This is a genomic window from Aestuariibacter salexigens DSM 15300, assembly GCF_000429145.1.
Lineage (GTDB): Bacteria > Pseudomonadota > Gammaproteobacteria > Enterobacterales > Alteromonadaceae > Aestuariibacter > Aestuariibacter salexigens.
In genome coordinates this window covers 46,306-64,474 of record NZ_AUBH01000011.1, presented here as the reverse complement: position 1 = coordinate 64,474, position 18,169 = coordinate 46,306, and the positions used below count along the sequence as shown (strand labels likewise).

11 protein-coding genes are annotated in these 18,169 nt (G+C 50.4%); 5 read left to right on the top strand and 6 right to left on the bottom strand.

Going from position 1 to position 18,169, the window contains the following annotated elements:
* Positions 1-11 precede the first annotated feature (11 nt).
* Positions 12-2,102, bottom strand: a complete 2,091-nt coding sequence (locus tag G441_RS0113790; protein WP_026376892.1) for a TonB-dependent receptor — start codon at positions 2,100-2,102, stop codon at positions 12-14.
* Positions 2,103-2,313: 211 nt separating this feature from the next.
* Positions 2,314-4,617, bottom strand: coding sequence for a DNA topoisomerase IV subunit A (gene parC / locus G441_RS0113785; protein WP_026376891.1), 2,304 nt, complete (start codon positions 4,615-4,617; stop codon positions 2,314-2,316).
* A gap of 156 nt (positions 4,618-4,773) precedes the next feature.
* On the opposite strand from parC, the gene G441_RS18745 reads away from it, so the two are divergent.
* Positions 4,774-7,866 carry a hybrid sensor histidine kinase/response regulator gene (locus tag G441_RS18745; protein WP_051275615.1) on the top strand — a complete coding sequence of 1,031 codons (3,093 nt, stop codon included), beginning with the start codon at positions 4,774-4,776 and terminating at the stop codon, positions 7,864-7,866.
* 5 nt (positions 7,867-7,871) lie between these two features.
* Here the strand turns inward: G441_RS18745 and G441_RS0113775 are convergent, their stop codons facing one another.
* From G441_RS0113775 to G441_RS18735, 3 genes are all read right to left on the bottom strand, one after another.
* Positions 7,872-8,606, bottom strand: coding sequence for a DUF2982 domain-containing protein (locus G441_RS0113775; RefSeq protein WP_051275614.1), 735 nt, complete (start codon positions 8,604-8,606; stop codon positions 7,872-7,874).
* A 172-nt stretch (positions 8,607-8,778) separates the two neighbouring features.
* Positions 8,779-11,919 carry an efflux RND transporter permease subunit gene (locus G441_RS18740; protein WP_034475193.1) on the bottom strand — a complete coding sequence of 1,047 codons (3,141 nt, stop codon included), beginning with the start codon at positions 11,917-11,919 and terminating at the stop codon, positions 8,779-8,781.
* 2 nt (positions 11,920-11,921) lie between these two features.
* Positions 11,922-13,076, bottom strand: a complete 1,155-nt coding sequence (locus G441_RS18735) for an efflux RND transporter periplasmic adaptor subunit (RefSeq protein WP_034475192.1) — start codon at positions 13,074-13,076, stop codon at positions 11,922-11,924.
* Positions 13,077-13,205: 129 nt separating this feature from the next.
* Here G441_RS18735 and G441_RS0113760 point away from each other — a divergent pair, with 129 nt between their 5' ends.
* The 4 genes from G441_RS0113760 (at position 13,206) to hemL (ending at position 17,240) form a co-directional block, all read left to right on the top strand.
* Positions 13,206-13,868 (top strand): TetR/AcrR family transcriptional regulator, encoded by a 663-nt coding sequence (locus G441_RS0113760; RefSeq protein WP_034475209.1) that lies wholly within the window; start codon positions 13,206-13,208, stop codon positions 13,866-13,868.
* Between the two features lie 16 nt (positions 13,869-13,884).
* On the top strand, positions 13,885-14,832 hold the full coding sequence (locus G441_RS18730; protein ID WP_051275612.1) for a glycoside hydrolase family 16 protein: 948 nt from the start codon (positions 13,885-13,887) through the stop codon (positions 14,830-14,832).
* A 90-nt stretch (positions 14,833-14,922) separates the two neighbouring features.
* Positions 14,923-15,951, top strand: a complete 1,029-nt coding sequence (locus tag G441_RS0113750; protein WP_034475190.1) for an aspartate carbamoyltransferase — start codon at positions 14,923-14,925, stop codon at positions 15,949-15,951.
* A 2-nt stretch (positions 15,952-15,953) separates the two neighbouring features.
* Complete coding sequence (hemL, locus tag G441_RS0113745; RefSeq protein ID WP_026376887.1) at positions 15,954-17,240, top strand: glutamate-1-semialdehyde 2,1-aminomutase; 1,287 nt, start codon at positions 15,954-15,956, stop codon at positions 17,238-17,240.
* Between the two features lie 3 nt (positions 17,241-17,243).
* On the opposite strand, the gene G441_RS0113740 is transcribed toward hemL, so the two are convergent.
* A complete protein-coding gene (locus G441_RS0113740) occupies positions 17,244-18,167 on the bottom strand; it encodes a Dyp-type peroxidase (protein WP_026376886.1) in 924 nt (307 codons plus the stop codon).
* Between the last annotated feature and the right edge of the window lie 2 nt (positions 18,168-18,169).

Sequence of the window (18,169 nt, the reverse complement as noted above, 5' to 3'; positions counted from 1 at the left end):
ACTTATTTCTATCAGAAGTTTCCAACCAATGTCAGCGTTGCATTTAGCGGCGCAGCCACAGTTGCCTGATGCGTCGAGTGTGAGTTAGGGAAATACAACTCGTCGGTGAGATTCTCTACATTCAGTTGTACACGCATAGTGTCTGAAATATCGTAGAACAGCCCTGCATCGACTCGCGTATAGCTTGGTAGCACCGCGTTGTTACCATTATCAATAAAGCTCTCGCCCTGATAGGTTGCACCGATGCCAAAGCCAAATACATCGTTAACCTGATAGGTACTCCATACAGAGAAGGTATTTTCTGGCAGCTCTCGCGGTGTGCGACCGGTCGGCCCGGTACGGTCAACAATTTCACCATCCAGGTTGCTGTAATTCACCGTCATCAGCCAGTCATCCGTCAGATAACCATTCAACTGCACTTCAAAGCCAGAGATCTCCTGATCGATCACATCAAGGGTAGCGGGGTCGTTATCGGCTACCTGAGGAGAGCTCTGCTCGTTCTCAAACACGGCGGCAGTAAAGCTTATGGCATCATTAATATCCCATTTTATGCCAACCTCCTGATTAGAGTAGGTATCAGGCTCCAATTGGTTTTTACTGCCATTGATATCAGTGAATTGCTCGCCACTTCGGGGCAGGAATGACTCGCTGTAGCTTGCATACAGAGACAAGTTTTCACGTGGTTTGAAAATGACGCCAGCACGCGGTGAGATTTCGTTATCTGTTCTGGAACGCGTATCCATCGCAACGGCGTTAAACACTTCAATATCAAAGCGGTCGAAACGGGCACCGATGACAACATCAAGGTGCTCTGATATTTCAATTTCATCCTGAACATAAATTGACAACACATCCAGATCGACGCGCGTGTCGTCGTTGATGCTATCAAAGCCAACAGTGAAGTTAAGACCGTCTCGGTTCACACCAGACATACCACGGAAATTCAGCGTATCTTCAACCAGGAAACGCTCTCTGTCGTTACCAGTGGTGCTAAACAGCGGGTTAAAGCGATTCTGATCAGAGTTTGTAGCAATGTATTCACTGCCAATAATGACAGTATGACCAATGCTACCGCTGTCAAACTCTGCGATCAGATTGCCAGACAAAATAAGGTTGTCGCGCACCGTTGAGTCGATATATCCGTCCAGTTCGACCGTGCGACTGCCCTTGTTATAGTCTGTCGCATAAAAATTGGAGTACACTTTATCGTAGTCACCATAAAAGGCATTGAAGTTGCCCTTCACACCGTCCGTAAACTGATGTTGTAAGTTGGCACGGAACACATGGGCTTCAAGCTCGTGATAGTTATTTTCGGGATCACCGAAGACGATATCTTCCAAGGCTTCAACGGGTCGACCGTCTGTACCGGTCGGAATACCCCTGTCGATAAACCGCTCATGATTAATATACTCATAAGAGACATCGAGCAGCGTCTTGTCAGACAGTGAAAAGCGCGCTGTGGGATTAAAGCCGTAGCGGTCGCCATCGTAAAAGTCGCGATGGTTTTCAAGATGCTCGATCATGGCGTTGATCCGAACTGCTGAGTCATCGCCTGTAGTGAAGTTTGTATCAATCTGACCATCGTAGCCGCCGAACGAGTTCAAGGACGTTTGGAACCCGGTGAAAGCCTGATTGAGTTCAGCCTTTTTCGATACGCGATTTAAAATACCGCCTGTCCCCCCGCGACCGAATAATAACGCGTTCGGACCGCGCAGAATTTCTACCTGCTCAATATTGTACAAAGAGCGGTAGTACTGCACGTCGTCGCGATTACCATCGAGGTAAAAATCGGCAGTAGAGCGCACACCACGGAATACAACGGCATCACGATGCCCCTCGCCCTGAGTGGTATTCACACCCGGCGTGTAGTCAATAATCTGTCCTACACTATTGATATTGCGCAGCGTCATTTCCTCGGCACTGATAATGGAAAGACTCTGCGGTACGTCGATAACAGGGGTAGGTGTTTTGACAGAATTTGATTCATTAATGGATAAATACTGGCCCGTTACGGTAACACGCTCAATGTCGGCCATTTCTTCTGCAACAGCGGTATTGCCCAGCATTACTGCGACGGCAATGCTACTTATCTTAAATTTCAAGACACACTCTCCATTACTCAGGGGGAGGTGGTAAACACCTCATTAGCGTTCGATAACAACAATGTTAATGCGAATTATTATCATTTGCAACCTTGAAGAGAGATCATTGCGCAAAAATGAAGAACCCCGGCTCGGTGGCCGGGGTGACGGATGCTGCGGAGCCGGGATGACGAAAGTTACGGAGCCGGGATAACGGATGTTGCGGAGCCGCTTATTCTTCAGGAGGCGTTTCGCTTTCCTCTGCGGGCCCCGTGTGCTGTTGTGGCAACTCAATTTCAATTCCATCAACACGTTGCAGGCCTCGGGGTAGTTTATTACCGCGACGTCCACGCTCACCTTTATAGTGTTCCAGATCAGCCGCGCTGAGTGTCATACCCCGCTTGCCAGCCATCACTTTCACTGCAGCGCCCTGCGGCACTACAGCAATAACTTTGACGTACTCTTCACGGCTCTGCGCCTTGGCTGACGGGATATTGATTAACTTGTTACCCTTGCCTTTGCCAAGCATAGGTAAATCCCGCAACGGGAACATCAGCATCCTGCCTTCGTTGGAAATACATAGACACCAGTCGCTTTCGACATGAAACACTGGTTTGGGTGTCATCACCTTGGCGCCGGTAGGCAGGGTAAGATACGCCTTACCCGCTTTGTTCTTACTGATCATGTCAGTGTACTTACCAACAAAGCCATACCCGGCGTCTGACGCAATCAGATAATTTTGCTCTTCAGCGCCCATGATCACGTGGGCAAAGTGCTCGCCACCAACAATATTGAAGCGTCCCGTTAGCGGTTCACCCTGACTGCGAGCTGATGGCAAGCTATGCGCGTCACAGGCGAATGTTCTGCCTGAGGTGTCCATAAACACCGCCTGCTGGTTACTCCTGCCCTTTGCGCTGGCCAGGTACGCATCGCCCGACTTATAACTCAATCCCGGCGAATCGACATCATGGCCTTTGGCACAGCGTGCCCAACCTTTTTCAGATAGCACAACTGTAACCGGCTCTGAAGGCACCAATTCTTTCTCAGACAACGCCTTGGCTTCGCTACGCTGCACCAGTGGTGAGCGTCTGTCGTCGCCATAGGTTTCAGCATCAGCGAGGATTTCTTTTTTGACCAGTGTTTTCAAACGTCTGTCAGAGCCCAGAATAAGCTGCAGTTCATCACGCTCTTTACTGAGTTCATCCTGTTCACCGCGAATTTTGATTTCTTCCAGCTTAGCAAGGTGGCGTAACTTCAGTTCAAGGATCGCTTCAGCCTGTTTGTCTGACAGACCAAAACGGGACATCAATTCCTTTTTAGGCTCATCTTCATTGCGAATAATGGCGATAACCTCGTCAATATTCAGATAGGCAATCAGTAAGCCTTCGAGGATATGCAGTCGCGCCAGCACTTTGTCTAAACGATACTGCAGTCGTCGAGTAACGGTCTGCTTGCGATACTGCAACCACTCGTTGAGGATCATGCGCAGGTCTTTAACCTGTGGACGACCATCCAGACCGATCATATTAAGATTAACGCGGTAGTTTTTCTCAAGGTCGGTGGTCGCAAACAGGTGCTGCATCAATTGTTCCGTATCGACCCGGTTGGAACGCGGCGTAATGACCAGCCTGGTCGGGTTTTCATGGTCGGACTCATCGCGCAGGTCACTGACCATCGGTAATTTTTTGGCCTGCATCTGACCTGCTATCTGCTCGAGGATTTTTGCACCTGAGGCCTGATGTGGAAGCGCGGTAACGATAATTTCTCCACCTTCCTGCTGGAACACCGCGCGCATTTTTATACTGCCGCGACCGCTTTCATATATTTTCTGGATATCTTCGGTAGGGGTAATGATTTCTGCTTCAGTGGGATAATCAGGGCCTTTGACAAACTCCAGTAATTCGCCAAGCTCAGCGCGACTATTGTCCAACAAATGGGCGCAGGCGTTGGCCAGCTCGCGTACGTTATGGGGAGGAATATCCGTTGCCATACCCACGGCAATACCGGTGACACCATTCAATAAAATATGTGGCAGGCGAGCGGGTAATACCTTGGGCTCCTGCAATGTGCCATCAAAGTTGGGGATCCAGTCTGCGGTGCCCTGCCCCAGCTCTGTCAGCAACACTTCACTGAAACGGGACAGTCTGGCCTCGGTATAACGCATGGCGGCGAAGGATTTAGGGTCATCCGGTGCGCCCCAGTTTCCCTGTCCATCAACCAGTGGATAGCGGTAGGAAAACGGCTGCGCCATCAACACCATTGCCTCATAGCAGGCACTGTCACCATGCGGATGGAACTTACCCAATACGTCACCCACGGTACGTGCCGACTTCTTATACTTAGCGTTTGCGCTCAGTCCCAGGTCCGACATAGCGTATATAATACGGCGTTGCACAGGTTTAAGCCCGTCACCGATATGCGGCAGTGCACGGTCCATGATGACGTACATGGAATAGTTCAGATAGGCGTCTTCAGCAAAATTCCTGATCGGGAGCTGTTCTACACCTTCACGGCTGATCGTAATGTCATTACTCATGTGTTTTGATGCTTCACTTATCGTTGTTATTGTCGTAGCGAGCTGAGTGCGTTTGCCATTCGCCCATGCGCAGTGGTTAAATACCGATAACCATAGCGTGATAATAACAAGACTATGACCCCTGTTCTACGCTGCATTATTGGCTTAGTTACAATAATGTTGTCACTGCAGATCCATGCCCAACACCGTCTCCAGGTGACAGACGATAGCTCGGTTATTCGTCTTTCCGATCATTTCAGGTTGTTATATGAAGATGGTCAGCGACTCTCTTTGAAAGATGTGATTGCCGCCAAGGAGCAATTTACCTGGGCAAGAGGTAGCAATCCTAATTATGGATTCAGTGAAAATGGGCTATGGCTGTATACCAGTTTTACCAATCTGACGAATGAACAATACTGGGTATTCGATATCGGCTTCAGCCAACTTGATGAGGTCGACTTTTATTTGCTGAGCGACGGTGAGGTGATCGCCTTCAGCGAACAGGGTAAATACAGTAATAAACGTAGTTCTCGCTTACCTGCCATGCAGGCAGAGCTCCCTTTTGCCAGTAGCCTTGAACTGTTTATTCGTATCCAGAGTTCATCATCCAGTCTGGTCGCACCGGTCGATTTACAACCTGAAGATAGCCATACCCGGGCCGTGCTATTTGATAACCTGATGTGGGGATTGTTCTATGGCGGACTGATCATTCTGGCCATATACAATCTGGTGCTGTATTTCGGTGTCAAAGAAAAGAGTCTGCTGGCCTACGTTGGCTACATTATCACCGTGGTGTTCTGGCAATTTGTGTGGGGCGGACATATGCCGTTAATGCTGCCTGCCAGCGCAGCGGTCTGGCTTGGTAGCCACATTGATCTGATATTCGTGCTGATAGGAATTGGTTCGGGCATATTCACATTAAGTTTTCTGGATGCCCGACAAACCGCGCCCAACGCCTACCCATTTATTAAGACCTTCATTGCTGCACTTGCATTACTAGGTCTGTTGTCTGTATCAGAGCTACTGCCGTCGATGTGGCAAAACGGCCTGGTCTACGTAGCGGGTATCCTTGCCATCAGCAGCTATATATGGGCCGGTTTTGAAAGCTATCTGAACCGCTTTCATGCTGCTCGATATTTTATTTTTGCGTGGGGCATGCTGGCATTGGGCGCGTTGATTGGCATGTTCAGCCTGCTCGGTATCCTGCCATCAAACGGATTTACCACTTATTGTTTCCAGGTCGGTGTGTTTCTGGAGTCTGGATTATTTTCATTAGCATTGATGGACAAGACGCGAGGCCAGCTTGAGATAGAAATAGAACAAGCTACTAACGACCTGCGCAACAATATGGAACTGATAGAAGAGCAGAATGCCAGACTCGATATCGCCCGCAAAGATGCCATTAAAGCCAGTAATGTTAAATCGCAATTTCTGGCCAATATGAGTCATGAGATCCGCACGCCTTTAAATGCCATTCTCGGATTCAGTAAAGAACTTACACAGCTGTCGCTGCCTCCAGAAAAACAGGAGCAGATTCGCATTATTAATGCCGCGGCCGACAACCTGCTGACCATCGTCAATGATGTGCTGGACTTTTCAAAAATTGAAGCGGGCAAGCTGCAGGTAAATAATCAGCCTTTTTCGCCCAATAAGCTGCTTGAGGAACTGGTCACATTGATGTCCAAATCAGCACACCTTAAGCAACTTGAGTTCATTTTTGATCTTGAGCCGCTGCCCGATAAGTTGATCGGTGATATCTTCCGTATAAAACAAGTACTCAACAATCTGTTGAGTAACGCTATCAAGTTCACACCAAGTGGACATATTTGTCTGCATGCCAGTGGCAGAGAACTGGAACATGGAATGTATGAGCTGGTTCTGGATGTTGAAGACACAGGGATTGGCATCAGTGATAAAGACCGTAAAAAACTGTTCAGTGCATTCTCGCAGGTAGATGACGCGCTCAGCCGTTCCTATCAGGGCACCGGGCTGGGACTGGTGATCTGTCAGGAGCTGGTCAAGCTGATGCGCGGCCGGTTGCAGTTGCACAGCGCGCCGGGTCAGGGCAGTCGCTTTAGCATCAGCCTGAGAACCAATTTGTTGAGTAATAAACGCTATCTGAGTCCTCAGCCTGACTGGCAAGATAAGCAGATTGTCATTTACGATCCCTATCCATTTACGCGTAAAACCACTGCCACAATGCTGACGCTATTAGGTGCCAATGTGACATCCGTCGACAGTCTGCAATACCTGCAAACGCTGGATAAAGAGTTCGATTTCCTGTTTGCCACCCTGCCCGTCAGCCAACTTGCACAGCGTGAGGATACCCTGCAGGTCATCAGTCGCTTCCCTGCCAAGAAACGCATCATGTTGTACTCCGGCCCCGAACCGTTTAGTCAATCTCCACATTATGAGCAGTATTTCAGTGCGCAAATGCGCATGCCGCTCACCCCGCATAAAATTGCCGGGTTATTACGCGCGCCCCGCCAGAGTAGTCAGGATGAGTTGCGTCGCAGGCTGGAAAACCTGCCCACTGCCGAAGTTCTTGCCGTTGACGACATGGATATGAACCTGCGCCTGCTGAAAACCTGGCTTAGCCGTTCACCTCTTAATCTGACTCTGGCGTACAGTGGTCAGGAAGCGGTTTCACTGTGCGAAAAACAAGAGTTTGACTTGATCCTGATGGATGTGCAGATGCCAAACATGGATGGATTGCAAGCGTCAAAGTTAATCCGGCGCACAGACTATAACCTCGGCACCCCTATCATTGCAGTCACAGCCCATGCGTTTAAAGAAGAGCAGGAGCGGTTGTTGTCATCGGGCATGGATGACTACCTACCCAAACCTATCGATTTGTCGGATCTGGTGGAATTAATACAGCGTTGGTGCCAGCCCCAACAACCTGCTCTGACCGTGTTGCCAACGCTGGACTGGCAAGAAGCGTTACGACGTGCGCATCAGGACAGCCATGCCGCGTATGAGCTACTGACTGAATTTGTTCGGCAGCTGCCTGGATTAATTACAGAAATTGAGATGCTCTGGTACAGCAAAGATGTGATCGGCACACAGGCGACGGTACATAAGTTACATGGTGCGTGTTGCTACACCGGTGTGCCAAAACTACAGCATTTGTGCGGTGAGATTGAAAGCGCGCTAAAAAGGGATGATATCGAAACTGCCGCTGAATACCTCCCAGCCTTGGTGCAGGAGAGTAACGTCGTTATTACAGAAGGGCATCAATTACTCGGTCAGGCCGCCTTACACAGTTAATCTGATTAACTGTCCTGTTGCTGCACTGATTCCTGCTGAACGCGGTTCTGGCAGTCTCTGAGCAATTGCACAAATTCGCCTGCCTGCCGATCGAGTTCAGACGCAGAAATATATAAGTCATAACCGAGCTGTTCTCGCAGCTTGGTCATTCGATTAGCAAGCATTGCCTTTATGCCTCGAATTGCTGTGCCATCAGACAGTTTAAAGCGATCGCTTTCGATAAGATCATCACCGAAACAGGTACCCGATGCACAGTTGGGATCGCGATTTTGTAACAATAGCGGACGCTGTTCCATCAGTATGTTAGTTGCAAGACGTGGTGAAATACTGTCGAGTAACGGCGCGTAGTCTTTTAGGCGAATGCCAATAATATTCAGGTCTTTATGCTCAAGCCCTTCAAACACTCTGGGGACATCAATACGCTGGATATTGTCCCAGTCGACCGTCCATTGACCATGACGGTGTTTGTAAATCATCTGCTGTTTATCCAGCTCCATGCTATGCGCCGGCTCACGGATTTTAAAATAACCTATGAGCAGCGCCACAATGGATGCGCTGGTGATCATAATACCGAACAGGAAAAAGGACTCTGGCAGCAATCCGATCACTGCATAAGCAACGAAAAAGCCGGCTAATCCCACCAGCAATGTGGTCAAGCCATTACGCTTGGCCGTGGCACGGATGCGAATGACGTCCTCGCCATCGACGCGCTGAATCGCTAAAGCATTATCCCCAGACATACAAATACACCACCAACATAATGACAAACCAAATCAGCATGGCACGCATTCGCAAACACAGCATGCACACCGGTTTGTCCTTACTACGGGATTGACTATGGTTTTGATCGCGATCTAATTCAGAGCCCATAACGCCGCTGTACTTGCTGCTATTTGGTCGCAGTATACAACATTATGCGGTGATGGGATTACCCTGTAGCTGCGGCTCTTTACGTCTGGACCGGCGACCTAACATCGCCACAATCGTTGGTGTAAATACCAGCGATAGCAGCACTGAGAAGCCGACTCCACCGGCCAGCACCACTGCCAATGGCGGCCAGAATGTCCCTTCGCTAAAGAGCAATAATGGGATCAGGCCACCTACCGTGGTAAACGTCGTCGACAGAATATGCCGCGAACAGCCCATGGTTTCTTTGACGATCTCTTTGGTATTGCCCGCCTGTGCTTGAGGATTGGCATTAATTGCAGCGATAACCACAATAGAGCCGTTGATTGCCACACCAATCAGGCCAGCGCATCCGAGTAACGGATTGAAACCTATCGGCAGTCCCGAAAACCACAGACTCAGCATGCCTAGCCCGACAGACAAGCCCGCCACGGTAACGATCACAGTAGCCAGCTTGACACTACTGAATGTCAAAACCAAAGTGGAGACCATCAATACTAGCAGCACTGGCGCATAGGTACCGAGCTTGCCGAGCGCTTTTTGCTGTTCATCAGCATCGCCCGCCATTTTGATGCGATAGCCTTCCGGCAGGAAGATACTTGCCTGCTCGATCTTGTCGCGCAGTATATTACTGGCATCAACTGCGGGCATGCTGGGCAGAAGATACGCCTCGATTTGATTGACGCGCTCACCATTAGTGCGGGTAATACCGCTTAACGCCGGTTGCAACGAAAATTCGCCCAGCGCATCAAGCGGCAGCCAGCTTTGCTGTGCAGCAAGTTCCGGGCTGAGCAGCGATACAGAAGACACCTGATTCAAGTCACCGCGCTGCTGGTTGGACAGACGAACCCGCACCGGGACTTCCTCTGTACTTTCCAGTATTGACCCACCGAGCTGCCCGGTCAGTGCGGTCTGCAGTTGTGAAGCGATATCTTGTAAACTTAACTGCGACAATAAGGCAGTATCCCGCTGAGCCTGCACAATCAGTTCAGGCTCACCGAGCGTAATTGATGCAGTTGATTGTGTAATGCCTGGCACGTCTGACATAGCCAGTCGCACTTGCTCACCTAACTCATTTAACACGGTCAAATCTGGGCCATAAATATCTACCGCCACGGGCGCAGAAATAGGAGGACCCTGTCCAAACGGTCTGACCACAATTTTGGCCTCAGGAAACTGCTCCTGCAGCTCAGACTGAAGTTCGGTAATCAGTACAGATGCCGCTTTGACTGTCAGGGTTGAGATCACCGCATTGGCAAAGTGAGGACTGTTGTCGCGGGTCATCACTTGATTGTAGTAGACAGACGGGGCAGACCCTCCTACCAGCCAGGTTACCTGAGTCACCGCCTCTTGGTCACTTATATGACCGTCAATCTCCTGTACCAATCCATATGTCTGCTGGATAGTGCTGCCCTGTGGCAGCCACACATAAACTTCGAACTGATCGCGGTCCGCACTGGGGAAGAACACGTTTCCAAGTTGTCCCGACAGTACGAAACCTGCCACCGGCAGCACGATACAAAGCGGTAACACGAGAAGGGGTCGCCGGATCGCTGAACCCAGAAAACGGGCAAATCGTGAGGTGATATCTGGCATTTGCACGCCGTGAATAAGCCAGCCCGAACGCACGTCATCGTGACGAGGTAGAAACCGTGCAGCCAGAGCAGCAATGATTGTCAGTGAGATAAACAGCGATCCAATCAGCGCCATCACGACACTGATCGCGATCGGGCCGATAAAATCGCCAATGTTGCCATCAAGCAGAAAGATAGGCATAAACCCAAGGATCGTGGTCAGCGTAGAGGCCAGTAATGGAGCAAACAGATGACGCACACTGACTACCATGGCTTCAAGTCGATTATAGGCGCTGTCGAGCAGATTGATTCTGATTTCATCGGTGATCACGATGGCGTTGTCTATCAACAGGCCAATCGCAATGATGATGCCAAATATCGACATCTGGTGAATTTGTTCATTGAAGAAGCTGAGTGAGAACACGGCAAATGCGGCACAAAGCGGTAGCGCCAGTCCTACGATGAATGATGCCTTCAACCCCATAAATACCAGGATCACCAGCATCACAACCAGCGATCCCATCAGTAAATTCTCGGTCAAATCGACGAGCCGTTCGTGGGTGTAGCGATTTTGCTCAAATGACACCTCTGCGGTGACGGTGCCATGAAAGTCATGATTGAACAGTTCGACAGTGCGCAAGGCATTCTCAGTCCACTTATCAACTCGCACTGTAGGCTGCATTCGCGCGCCCACGAATACCACTCTTTCGCCATCCAGCAGCGCGATATCGCTGACCGGCTCACGCCAGCCTCGTGTCACGCTGGCAATATCGCCAAGCCTTAAGTAACTGGCGTTGGTACCGCGCAGCGGAATATTGCGGATCACGTCCAGGCTATCCAGTTCCTGGGCAACCTGAATACGAATATCCTGTTTGCCAGTGTGCAGGATACCGGCAGGCAGTTTAGGATCGGCGGCGTTAATGGCAGCGCTTACCTGCTGGATGGTTAATCCGGCAATCGCCAGCTCCTGCTGGTCAACGGTAACAATAATTTCCTCTTCCGGATCGCCATACATCCTAACTAGTTCAGTACCCGGTACATTACGCAATCGGTCTGCCAGCTCGTCTGCCATGCGCGACATAATGGTGAGATCTGTCGGCGCCTGACCGTATGGTTTAACCGATAACAGCATGGTAAATGCGGTTGCCCCACGTTTTTCATCCAGCTCAGGCTCGCCTGCACCTGCCGGAAAGCGCTGTGCCGCATCGCCAAGACTGTCGCGTATTTTAGAGAACACCTGCTCGTTGCTGCTGTTGTCTATCCAGTCTTGCAGTTCGATGCGCAGAATAGATATCCCTGAACGCGAGGTTGATTTGATTTCTTTAATCTCGAACAGTTGACGCAGTTCATCTTCAAGCACGTCGGTCACCAGTGCTTCAACACGTTCAGCTGAGGCGCCCGGATAGCTAGTTAATACCAGCGCATTTCGGGTGTCGATCCGAGGGTCTTCAAGACGTGGCAGGTTTTTAACCGCTGAAAGTCCTGCTACAAGAATAATGATGATGCTTAACACCAGCAGGTGACCGCGGCGGAAAAACAGCGAGTACCAGGGTAGCGGCGCGCGATGCTGCATGCTTATTTCCTTACCACGTCTGATTTAGTGGTCACCCGGGCATTCACCAATTGTTCCGGCACCAGTCTCTGTGTACCGTTAATGACCAAAAGGTCACCCTGTTGAAGTGCGCCACTGACATACGACTGCACACCATCGGTGTACAGTACCTGCACGGAGCGAAGCTGGATGCGCTGCTGTTGTTCACCGACGACGGTAAAAACGTTCCACAAGCCTCTGGCACCATTGGTCAACGCCTGATTAGGTACCCAGCTTCCGGATTCTGCAACAGTGCGGTCAAATTTAAGCACGACCAGATCGCCGGGTAACACCTCTTCGGTTTTAGCCTCCAGCGCAAACATGGCATCAATGGTCCGCGTGTCGAGACGACGACGTTTAGCTACTGATTTTAATCTCGCCTCAAGCTGCCCATTACCATGTTGCAGTTGATAGCGCTGACTGACATTGAGGTCAAATGCATCATCGGCTGACAAGGCAATACGCGCTTCCAATTGCTGATTAGCGGTCAACTCGAATACTGCCTGGCCGGGATTCACAACAGCGCCTTTATCCGTAAATCGCGCCAGTACCATGCCGTCGAACGGGGCGATAAGCGACGATTGTTCGAGCATCACCTTGATACGTTGTTGACGGGCAAGCGTTTCACTGACAAAAGCCTGTGCAGCCGCTGTTGACTCGCGCGCTTCATCCAACCGTTGTTGCGATTCAAGACCATCTTTTACCAATGCGGCGATGCGCTGTTCAGAGAGCAACGCAAGTCTGGCATCGGCTCTCGCTCTGAGCACCGCAGCATCGGTTTCCTGCAGCTGCGCCTGGATCCTGGCAGTATCAAGTTCAGCTAACAGCTGACCAGCCTCTACCGCTTCTCCTTCGTCGACCAGTAAACGCGCCAGCGTACCGGCGAGCTCAAAACCAATCACCGCCTGCTGCTGAGATTCGATGCGTCCAACAGCACTATGCTGCTGCAAATATTGTGACTGCAGTGACACCGGCATCACTTCAACACTTTGTAGATCGGTCTGCACCGGCGCTGAGTTTGCCTGACCAGAGCCAGCCATAGACATCAATACCGCCAAACAGATAAACGCAGCAGCAGAAACGCTCATGAGAATAAGTCCGGCATGCTTGCTTGCGAATTTATTGACATGCGATGTCATAAAAGCTCCATAGTTTGGTAGTATCAGGCAACGAGTTAGCCTTATTTGCATACTATGCTAGATTATAAATACTAGACCGTCTAGTATGATAATTAATATTTTATAACTGTTGAACGTATGAATGAAGTAATGGGATCATCAATTTGCCCAAAAAATACGCCGTCTGAGCCGGGTAGAGCCGGTCGCCCAAAAAGTCAGGAAAAACGTAACCAGATATTAACGGCGGCCAGCGATTTGTTTCTCGAACACGGCTTTACCAATACCTCAATGGATCTGGTTGCCGCACAGTCAGGGGTATCCAAACAGACAGTCTATTCGCATTTTAAAAACAAAGATAAGTTGTATACCGCCGTCATCGACTGGAAATGTAATGAGTATCAGCTCGACTTTGGACACACTCAGGATTTAGGGCCCCTGCCCGATGCTCTCAAACAAGTCGCAACACAGGTGGTGGCCCTGATGCACGATGAAAAGGTGATTGCCATGTATCGTGTCGTGATTGGCGAAGCGCGGGCCAATCCCCATGTTGCCGAACTGTTTTATGACGCAGGTCCACAGCAAAGCGTGCACGCCCTGACCCATTATCTTGCAAAACAACAAACGGTCCCGTTAACCAATGAACAGGCCAGAGAAGCGGCAATAGACTTTTTCAACCTGCTGAAGAGTGAGTTTCATATGCGCAGTATTCTTGAGATGCCGTTTGCATTGAACCAAAAGCAGCGTGACCACCTTATAAATTCCACTGTTAGAAAAACACTGGCATTGATACACCTCGCCAGTGAACAACAATAGAGCCGTTTGCAAAGCCATGAATTTCGCCTTCAAAACCGCCTGTATCGCCAGTGTAAGCATCACGCTTGCATCTTGTTCAGTGACAAAAGATCACACGCAGAACATTGACGCCTATCCCGACTATACCGGCCACTATCCTGGCTTCACGCTGGTATTGGATGAGCGTTTTGATGAATTCAATGACAGGATCTGGCGTAAAGGTGATGGTGCGGTTGGTGGTGAGGCATTCTGCCGCTTTCAGCCTCAGGGTGTTCAGATAGTCGATGGAATACTGGAACTGGTAATAAGAGAAGAACCCGTCGCCGACAGCTATTCTTTTGACCATCAGCAGCACAAAGGCCCCTATGACTTCTCATGCGGCGAACTTCGTACGCAGGAAAGTAAAACCATTCGTTACGGCCGCATCGAAACACGAATGAAAGCGCCTGCCAGGCAGCAGGCCTCCGGCTATATTTCCTCATTATTTACCTATACCAACGATTTTGATGCTGATGCGCCCAACGCTGGTAAGCAGGAATGGGAAGAAATCGATATTGAGCTCGAGGGCGGGCGACCTGACAAGTTCCAGGCCAACCTTATCTATGGCCGCAACACCTGGGAATGGTGGAGAACCCGTGAGTTTGGGGCCTGGGAGGATAAAATTGACGTGGGGCCTGTGGACGAATGGCGCGTATTCGCCATCGAGTGGGTGCCCGGTGCCATCCGCTGGTATGTGGACGGAAAGCTGGTCAAGACACTCAGTCAGGAGGACATTGACTGTCAGCCAGAGTGTGTTGGACCACAAAAAAGCCCTACTCCTATTCCCGATAACCCGACGGCGGTGATCATGAATTTCTGGATCCCCAACGATGTCATCCAGAATGAGTTTGGCGGTAACAAGCGCGATAACGTCTATCCAATGAAAACCCAGTATGACTGGCTACGTTACTATCAATTAGACAGCCATCCTGCATCCAACTGGTAAAAGGTGCGAGTAATAAGCACTATCAGAACGCCAATATTTGATACACTTATGGCACTTACAGACCGTTAACCAGAGTCGAGCGCTTCACTTATGAGCATAAGCACGTTCACCGGCCAGCATATCCTTTCTGTCAATGATTTTGATCGCGATGCTATCCAACAAGTGTTTGATGTGGCAGATAAAATGCGTCCCTACGCCATGCGGGAAAAACGCACCACCGTGCTGGATGGGGCGATTCTTGGAAACTTGTTTTTCGAGCCAAGCACGCGCACCAGAGTCAGTTTCGGTACAGCATTTAATCTGCTTGGTGGTGAAGTTCGAGAGACGACCGGGATGAGCAGCTCGGCGTTAGCCAAAGGTGAGTCACTATATGATACTGCCAGAGTGTTAAGTGGTTACTCAGACATCATCGCCATGCGCCACCCTGCGCCCGGCTCTGTAGCCGAGTTTGCAGAAGGCAGCCGGGTGCCGGTGCTAAACGGTGGCGATGGTCCGAATGAACATCCAACGCAGGCACTGCTTGATCTGTATACCATCCAAAAGGAGTGTGAATACCACGGCGGCGGTATCGACGGTTTACACATCGCCATGATTGGCGATCTTAAATTCGGCCGTACCGTGCATTCACTATCGAAGCTACTAAGCAAGTTTAAAAATCTACGTTTCACACTGGTTTCACCCAATGAGCTGAGAATGCCCGACAGCGTTATTTCAGTGTTGGAAGATGCCGGACATCAGATCCGCATTACCGAGCAGTTAGAAGGCAGTTTGGATGCTGACATCTGCTACCAGACCCGGATCCAGGAAGAACGCTTCCCATCCCCGGAAGAGGCCAACAAATATCGCGGACGCTTCCGACTTAATACCGAAATCTACACTAAACATTTTCAATCCAAGACTGTCATCATGCATCCGCTTCCCCGCGACTCTCGTGCCGAAGCCAACGAGCTTGATAACGATCTGAATATGCACCCCAACCTCGCTATTTTTCGTCAAACCGATAACGGCGTTCTGGTCAGAATGGCGCTGTTCGCCCTGACCCTCGGCGTAGAGGATCTCGTTAGCCGATACGAAAAAGACGTCGTGTGGTACACCAATAAACATCAGGAAACTATGTAGTCATGTCTGATAGTAAATCTTCGCAACTTTTTGAACGCGCCCAGCACATTATTCCCGGTGGCGTAAATTCTCCAGTACGTGCATTTAAAGCCGTTGGCGGTACGCCACGCTTCATATCCCGCGCCGATGGCCCGTACATTTACGATGCCGATGGTAAATCTTACATAGACTACGTGCTGTCCTGGGGGCCGATGGTCATGGGTCATAATCACCCGGCTATCCGTGACGCCGTGATAGACGCCGCGGGCCGTGGGTTAAGTTATGGTGCCCCAACTGAAGCAGAGATACAGATGGCTGAGGTAGTCTCAAAGCTGGTGCCCTCAATGGAAATGCTCAGAATGGTCAACTCCGGTACGGAAGCCACCATGAGCGCCATTCGCCTGGCCAGGGGCTATACCGGCCGCGATAAAATCCTCAAGTTTGAGGGCTGCTATCATGGCCATGCCGATGCGCTGTTAGTCAAAGCGGGCTCCGGCGCGCTGACCTTTGGTGTGCCGAGTTCACCAGGCGTCCCCGCTGACTTCGCGCAACATACCCTGACCGTTGAATATAACAATTTGCAAAGCGTTATCGATGCATTTGAACAACATGGTGAGGACATTGCCTGCGTAATCATCGAGCCTGTCACCGGCAATATGAACTGTATTTTGCCTGTTGACGGCTTTCTACAGGGGCTACGGGAGATTTGCGACCACTACGGTGCAGTGCTGATTTTTGATGAAGTGATGACCGGTTTCAGGGTTGCCCGTGGCGGTGCCCAGGAATTTTACGGGATTACGCCTGACATGACCTGCCTGGGTAAAGTGATTGGCGGCGGTATGCCAGTCGGTGCGTTTGGTGGCAAACGGGAAATCATGGAAAAAATTGCGCCAACTGGTCCTATCTATCAGGCAGGTACTCTGTCTGGCAACCCTGTTGCCATGGCCGCAGGACTGGCTGCCATGAAACTGGTACAACAGGAAGGGCTGTACCAACAGTTAACCGCCAGTACTGAACGCCTTGCACATGGCATCAGAGAAGTCGCCACAGCCCATGGTATCCCAATGACGGTGAATACCGCAGGCAGTATGTTTGGACTGTTCTTTACCGAAGTAGAACGTGTGACCAATTACCAGCAGGTGATCAGCTGTAATCAGGAACACTTTAATAAGTTTTATCACGGCATGCTTGAAGAAGGTGTGTACCTGGCACCGGCCTCGTACGAAGCGGGCTTTGTGTCAGCCGTCCACTCTGATGACATTATTCAGCGCACCATTGATAGCGCGGATAAGGTGCTGAGCAAGCTCTAACGCTTAAGACGTCGCTCGTTGCTTGATAAAATCAGTAGCGGGCGCGAAAAATGCCGCCCCCGTCTCCGCACTGGTGAAATCCAGCAGCTTATCGTAGTCACCGTGTTCATCACCGTAGATCATGCTTTCGAGCATTTTCCTGAATACGCTGGGACTGTTTGCGCAAGACACGAAAAATAGTCCCTGCACGGTAATATCGCCATAGGGCATACCTTGCCGGAGCAACTCTAGCGGTTTGCCTTCAGGGTCTTTCATTCGGGTCCGGCGGCTATGTGAAAATGCTGGCAGATCGCCGTGCGGTAGGGCCAGATTCTCCTGTTTGGTGCGCCCGATAATGTGCTCCTGACGCTTTTGATCCAGATATTGCCAGCGCGTCATATCATGTCGATAACGCTGCACGTGCACATAGCTGCCGCCGCTGAATTCCGGATCATCATCGCCTACCAATGCCACCTCTAGCTTGCGCATGCCCCGAGCATTGGCGGTGCCATTTACAAATCCGGTCAGGTCACGTCCGTCCAGATAACGAAAGCCACGAACCTGCTCAACCAGCTCAACATGCATTTTCAATAGCTCATGCACTTCGGCACCAATAGCGTGGCAGATATCCAGACGGTCGGCGCGGATCTGAATAAATAAATCCACAGGCGTGACAGGGGCACAGCGGTCTTCGCTTTGCATATCGGGGAAAGGCGCCAACTCTACGGGCCGTGTACCGGGGTATAGCTCACTCCAGTAGTGGCTACCGACTGCTACCATGCCGGATACCATGGCCTCATAATGCTCGTTGTCAAAGTGGTCAAAAATATCCAGCAGCCGCACGAGCTTCGCTCGGATCACTTCTGCATCATCTTCGACGACGTTATACAGCAGATACTGCGCGTGTAAATTTGGCTCCGCACATACGCCTTTCTGCGCCTGCCCCATAA

Excerpts from the sequence above, each read along its gene's own strand:
- hemL (WP_026376887.1), top strand. The coding sequence starts at position 15,954 with ATGTCTGATAGTAAATCTTCGCAACTTTTTGAACGCGCCCAGCACATT.
- G441_RS0113775 (WP_051275614.1), bottom strand. The coding sequence starts at position 8,606 with ATGTCTGGGGATAATGCTTTAGCGATTCAGCGCGTCGATGGCGAGGAC.
- G441_RS18730 (WP_051275612.1), top strand. The coding sequence starts at position 13,885 with ATGAATTTCGCCTTCAAAACCGCCTGTATCGCCAGTGTAAGCATCACG.
- parC (WP_026376891.1), bottom strand. The coding sequence starts at position 4,617 with ATGAGTAATGACATTACGATCAGCCGTGAAGGTGTAGAACAGCTCCCG.
- G441_RS0113740 (WP_026376886.1), bottom strand. The coding sequence starts at position 18,167 with ATGGGGCAGGCGCAGAAAGGCGTATGTGCGGAGCCAAATTTACACGCG.
- G441_RS0113760 (WP_034475209.1), top strand. The coding sequence starts at position 13,206 with ATGGGATCATCAATTTGCCCAAAAAATACGCCGTCTGAGCCGGGTAGA.
- G441_RS18740 (WP_034475193.1), bottom strand. The coding sequence starts at position 11,919 with ATGCAGCATCGCGCGCCGCTACCCTGGTACTCGCTGTTTTTCCGCCGC.
- G441_RS0113750 (WP_034475190.1), top strand. The coding sequence starts at position 14,923 with ATGAGCATAAGCACGTTCACCGGCCAGCATATCCTTTCTGTCAATGAT.
- G441_RS18735 (WP_034475192.1), bottom strand. The coding sequence starts at position 13,076 with ATGACATCGCATGTCAATAAATTCGCAAGCAAGCATGCCGGACTTATT.
- G441_RS18745 (WP_051275615.1), top strand. The coding sequence starts at position 4,774 with ATGTTGTCACTGCAGATCCATGCCCAACACCGTCTCCAGGTGACAGAC.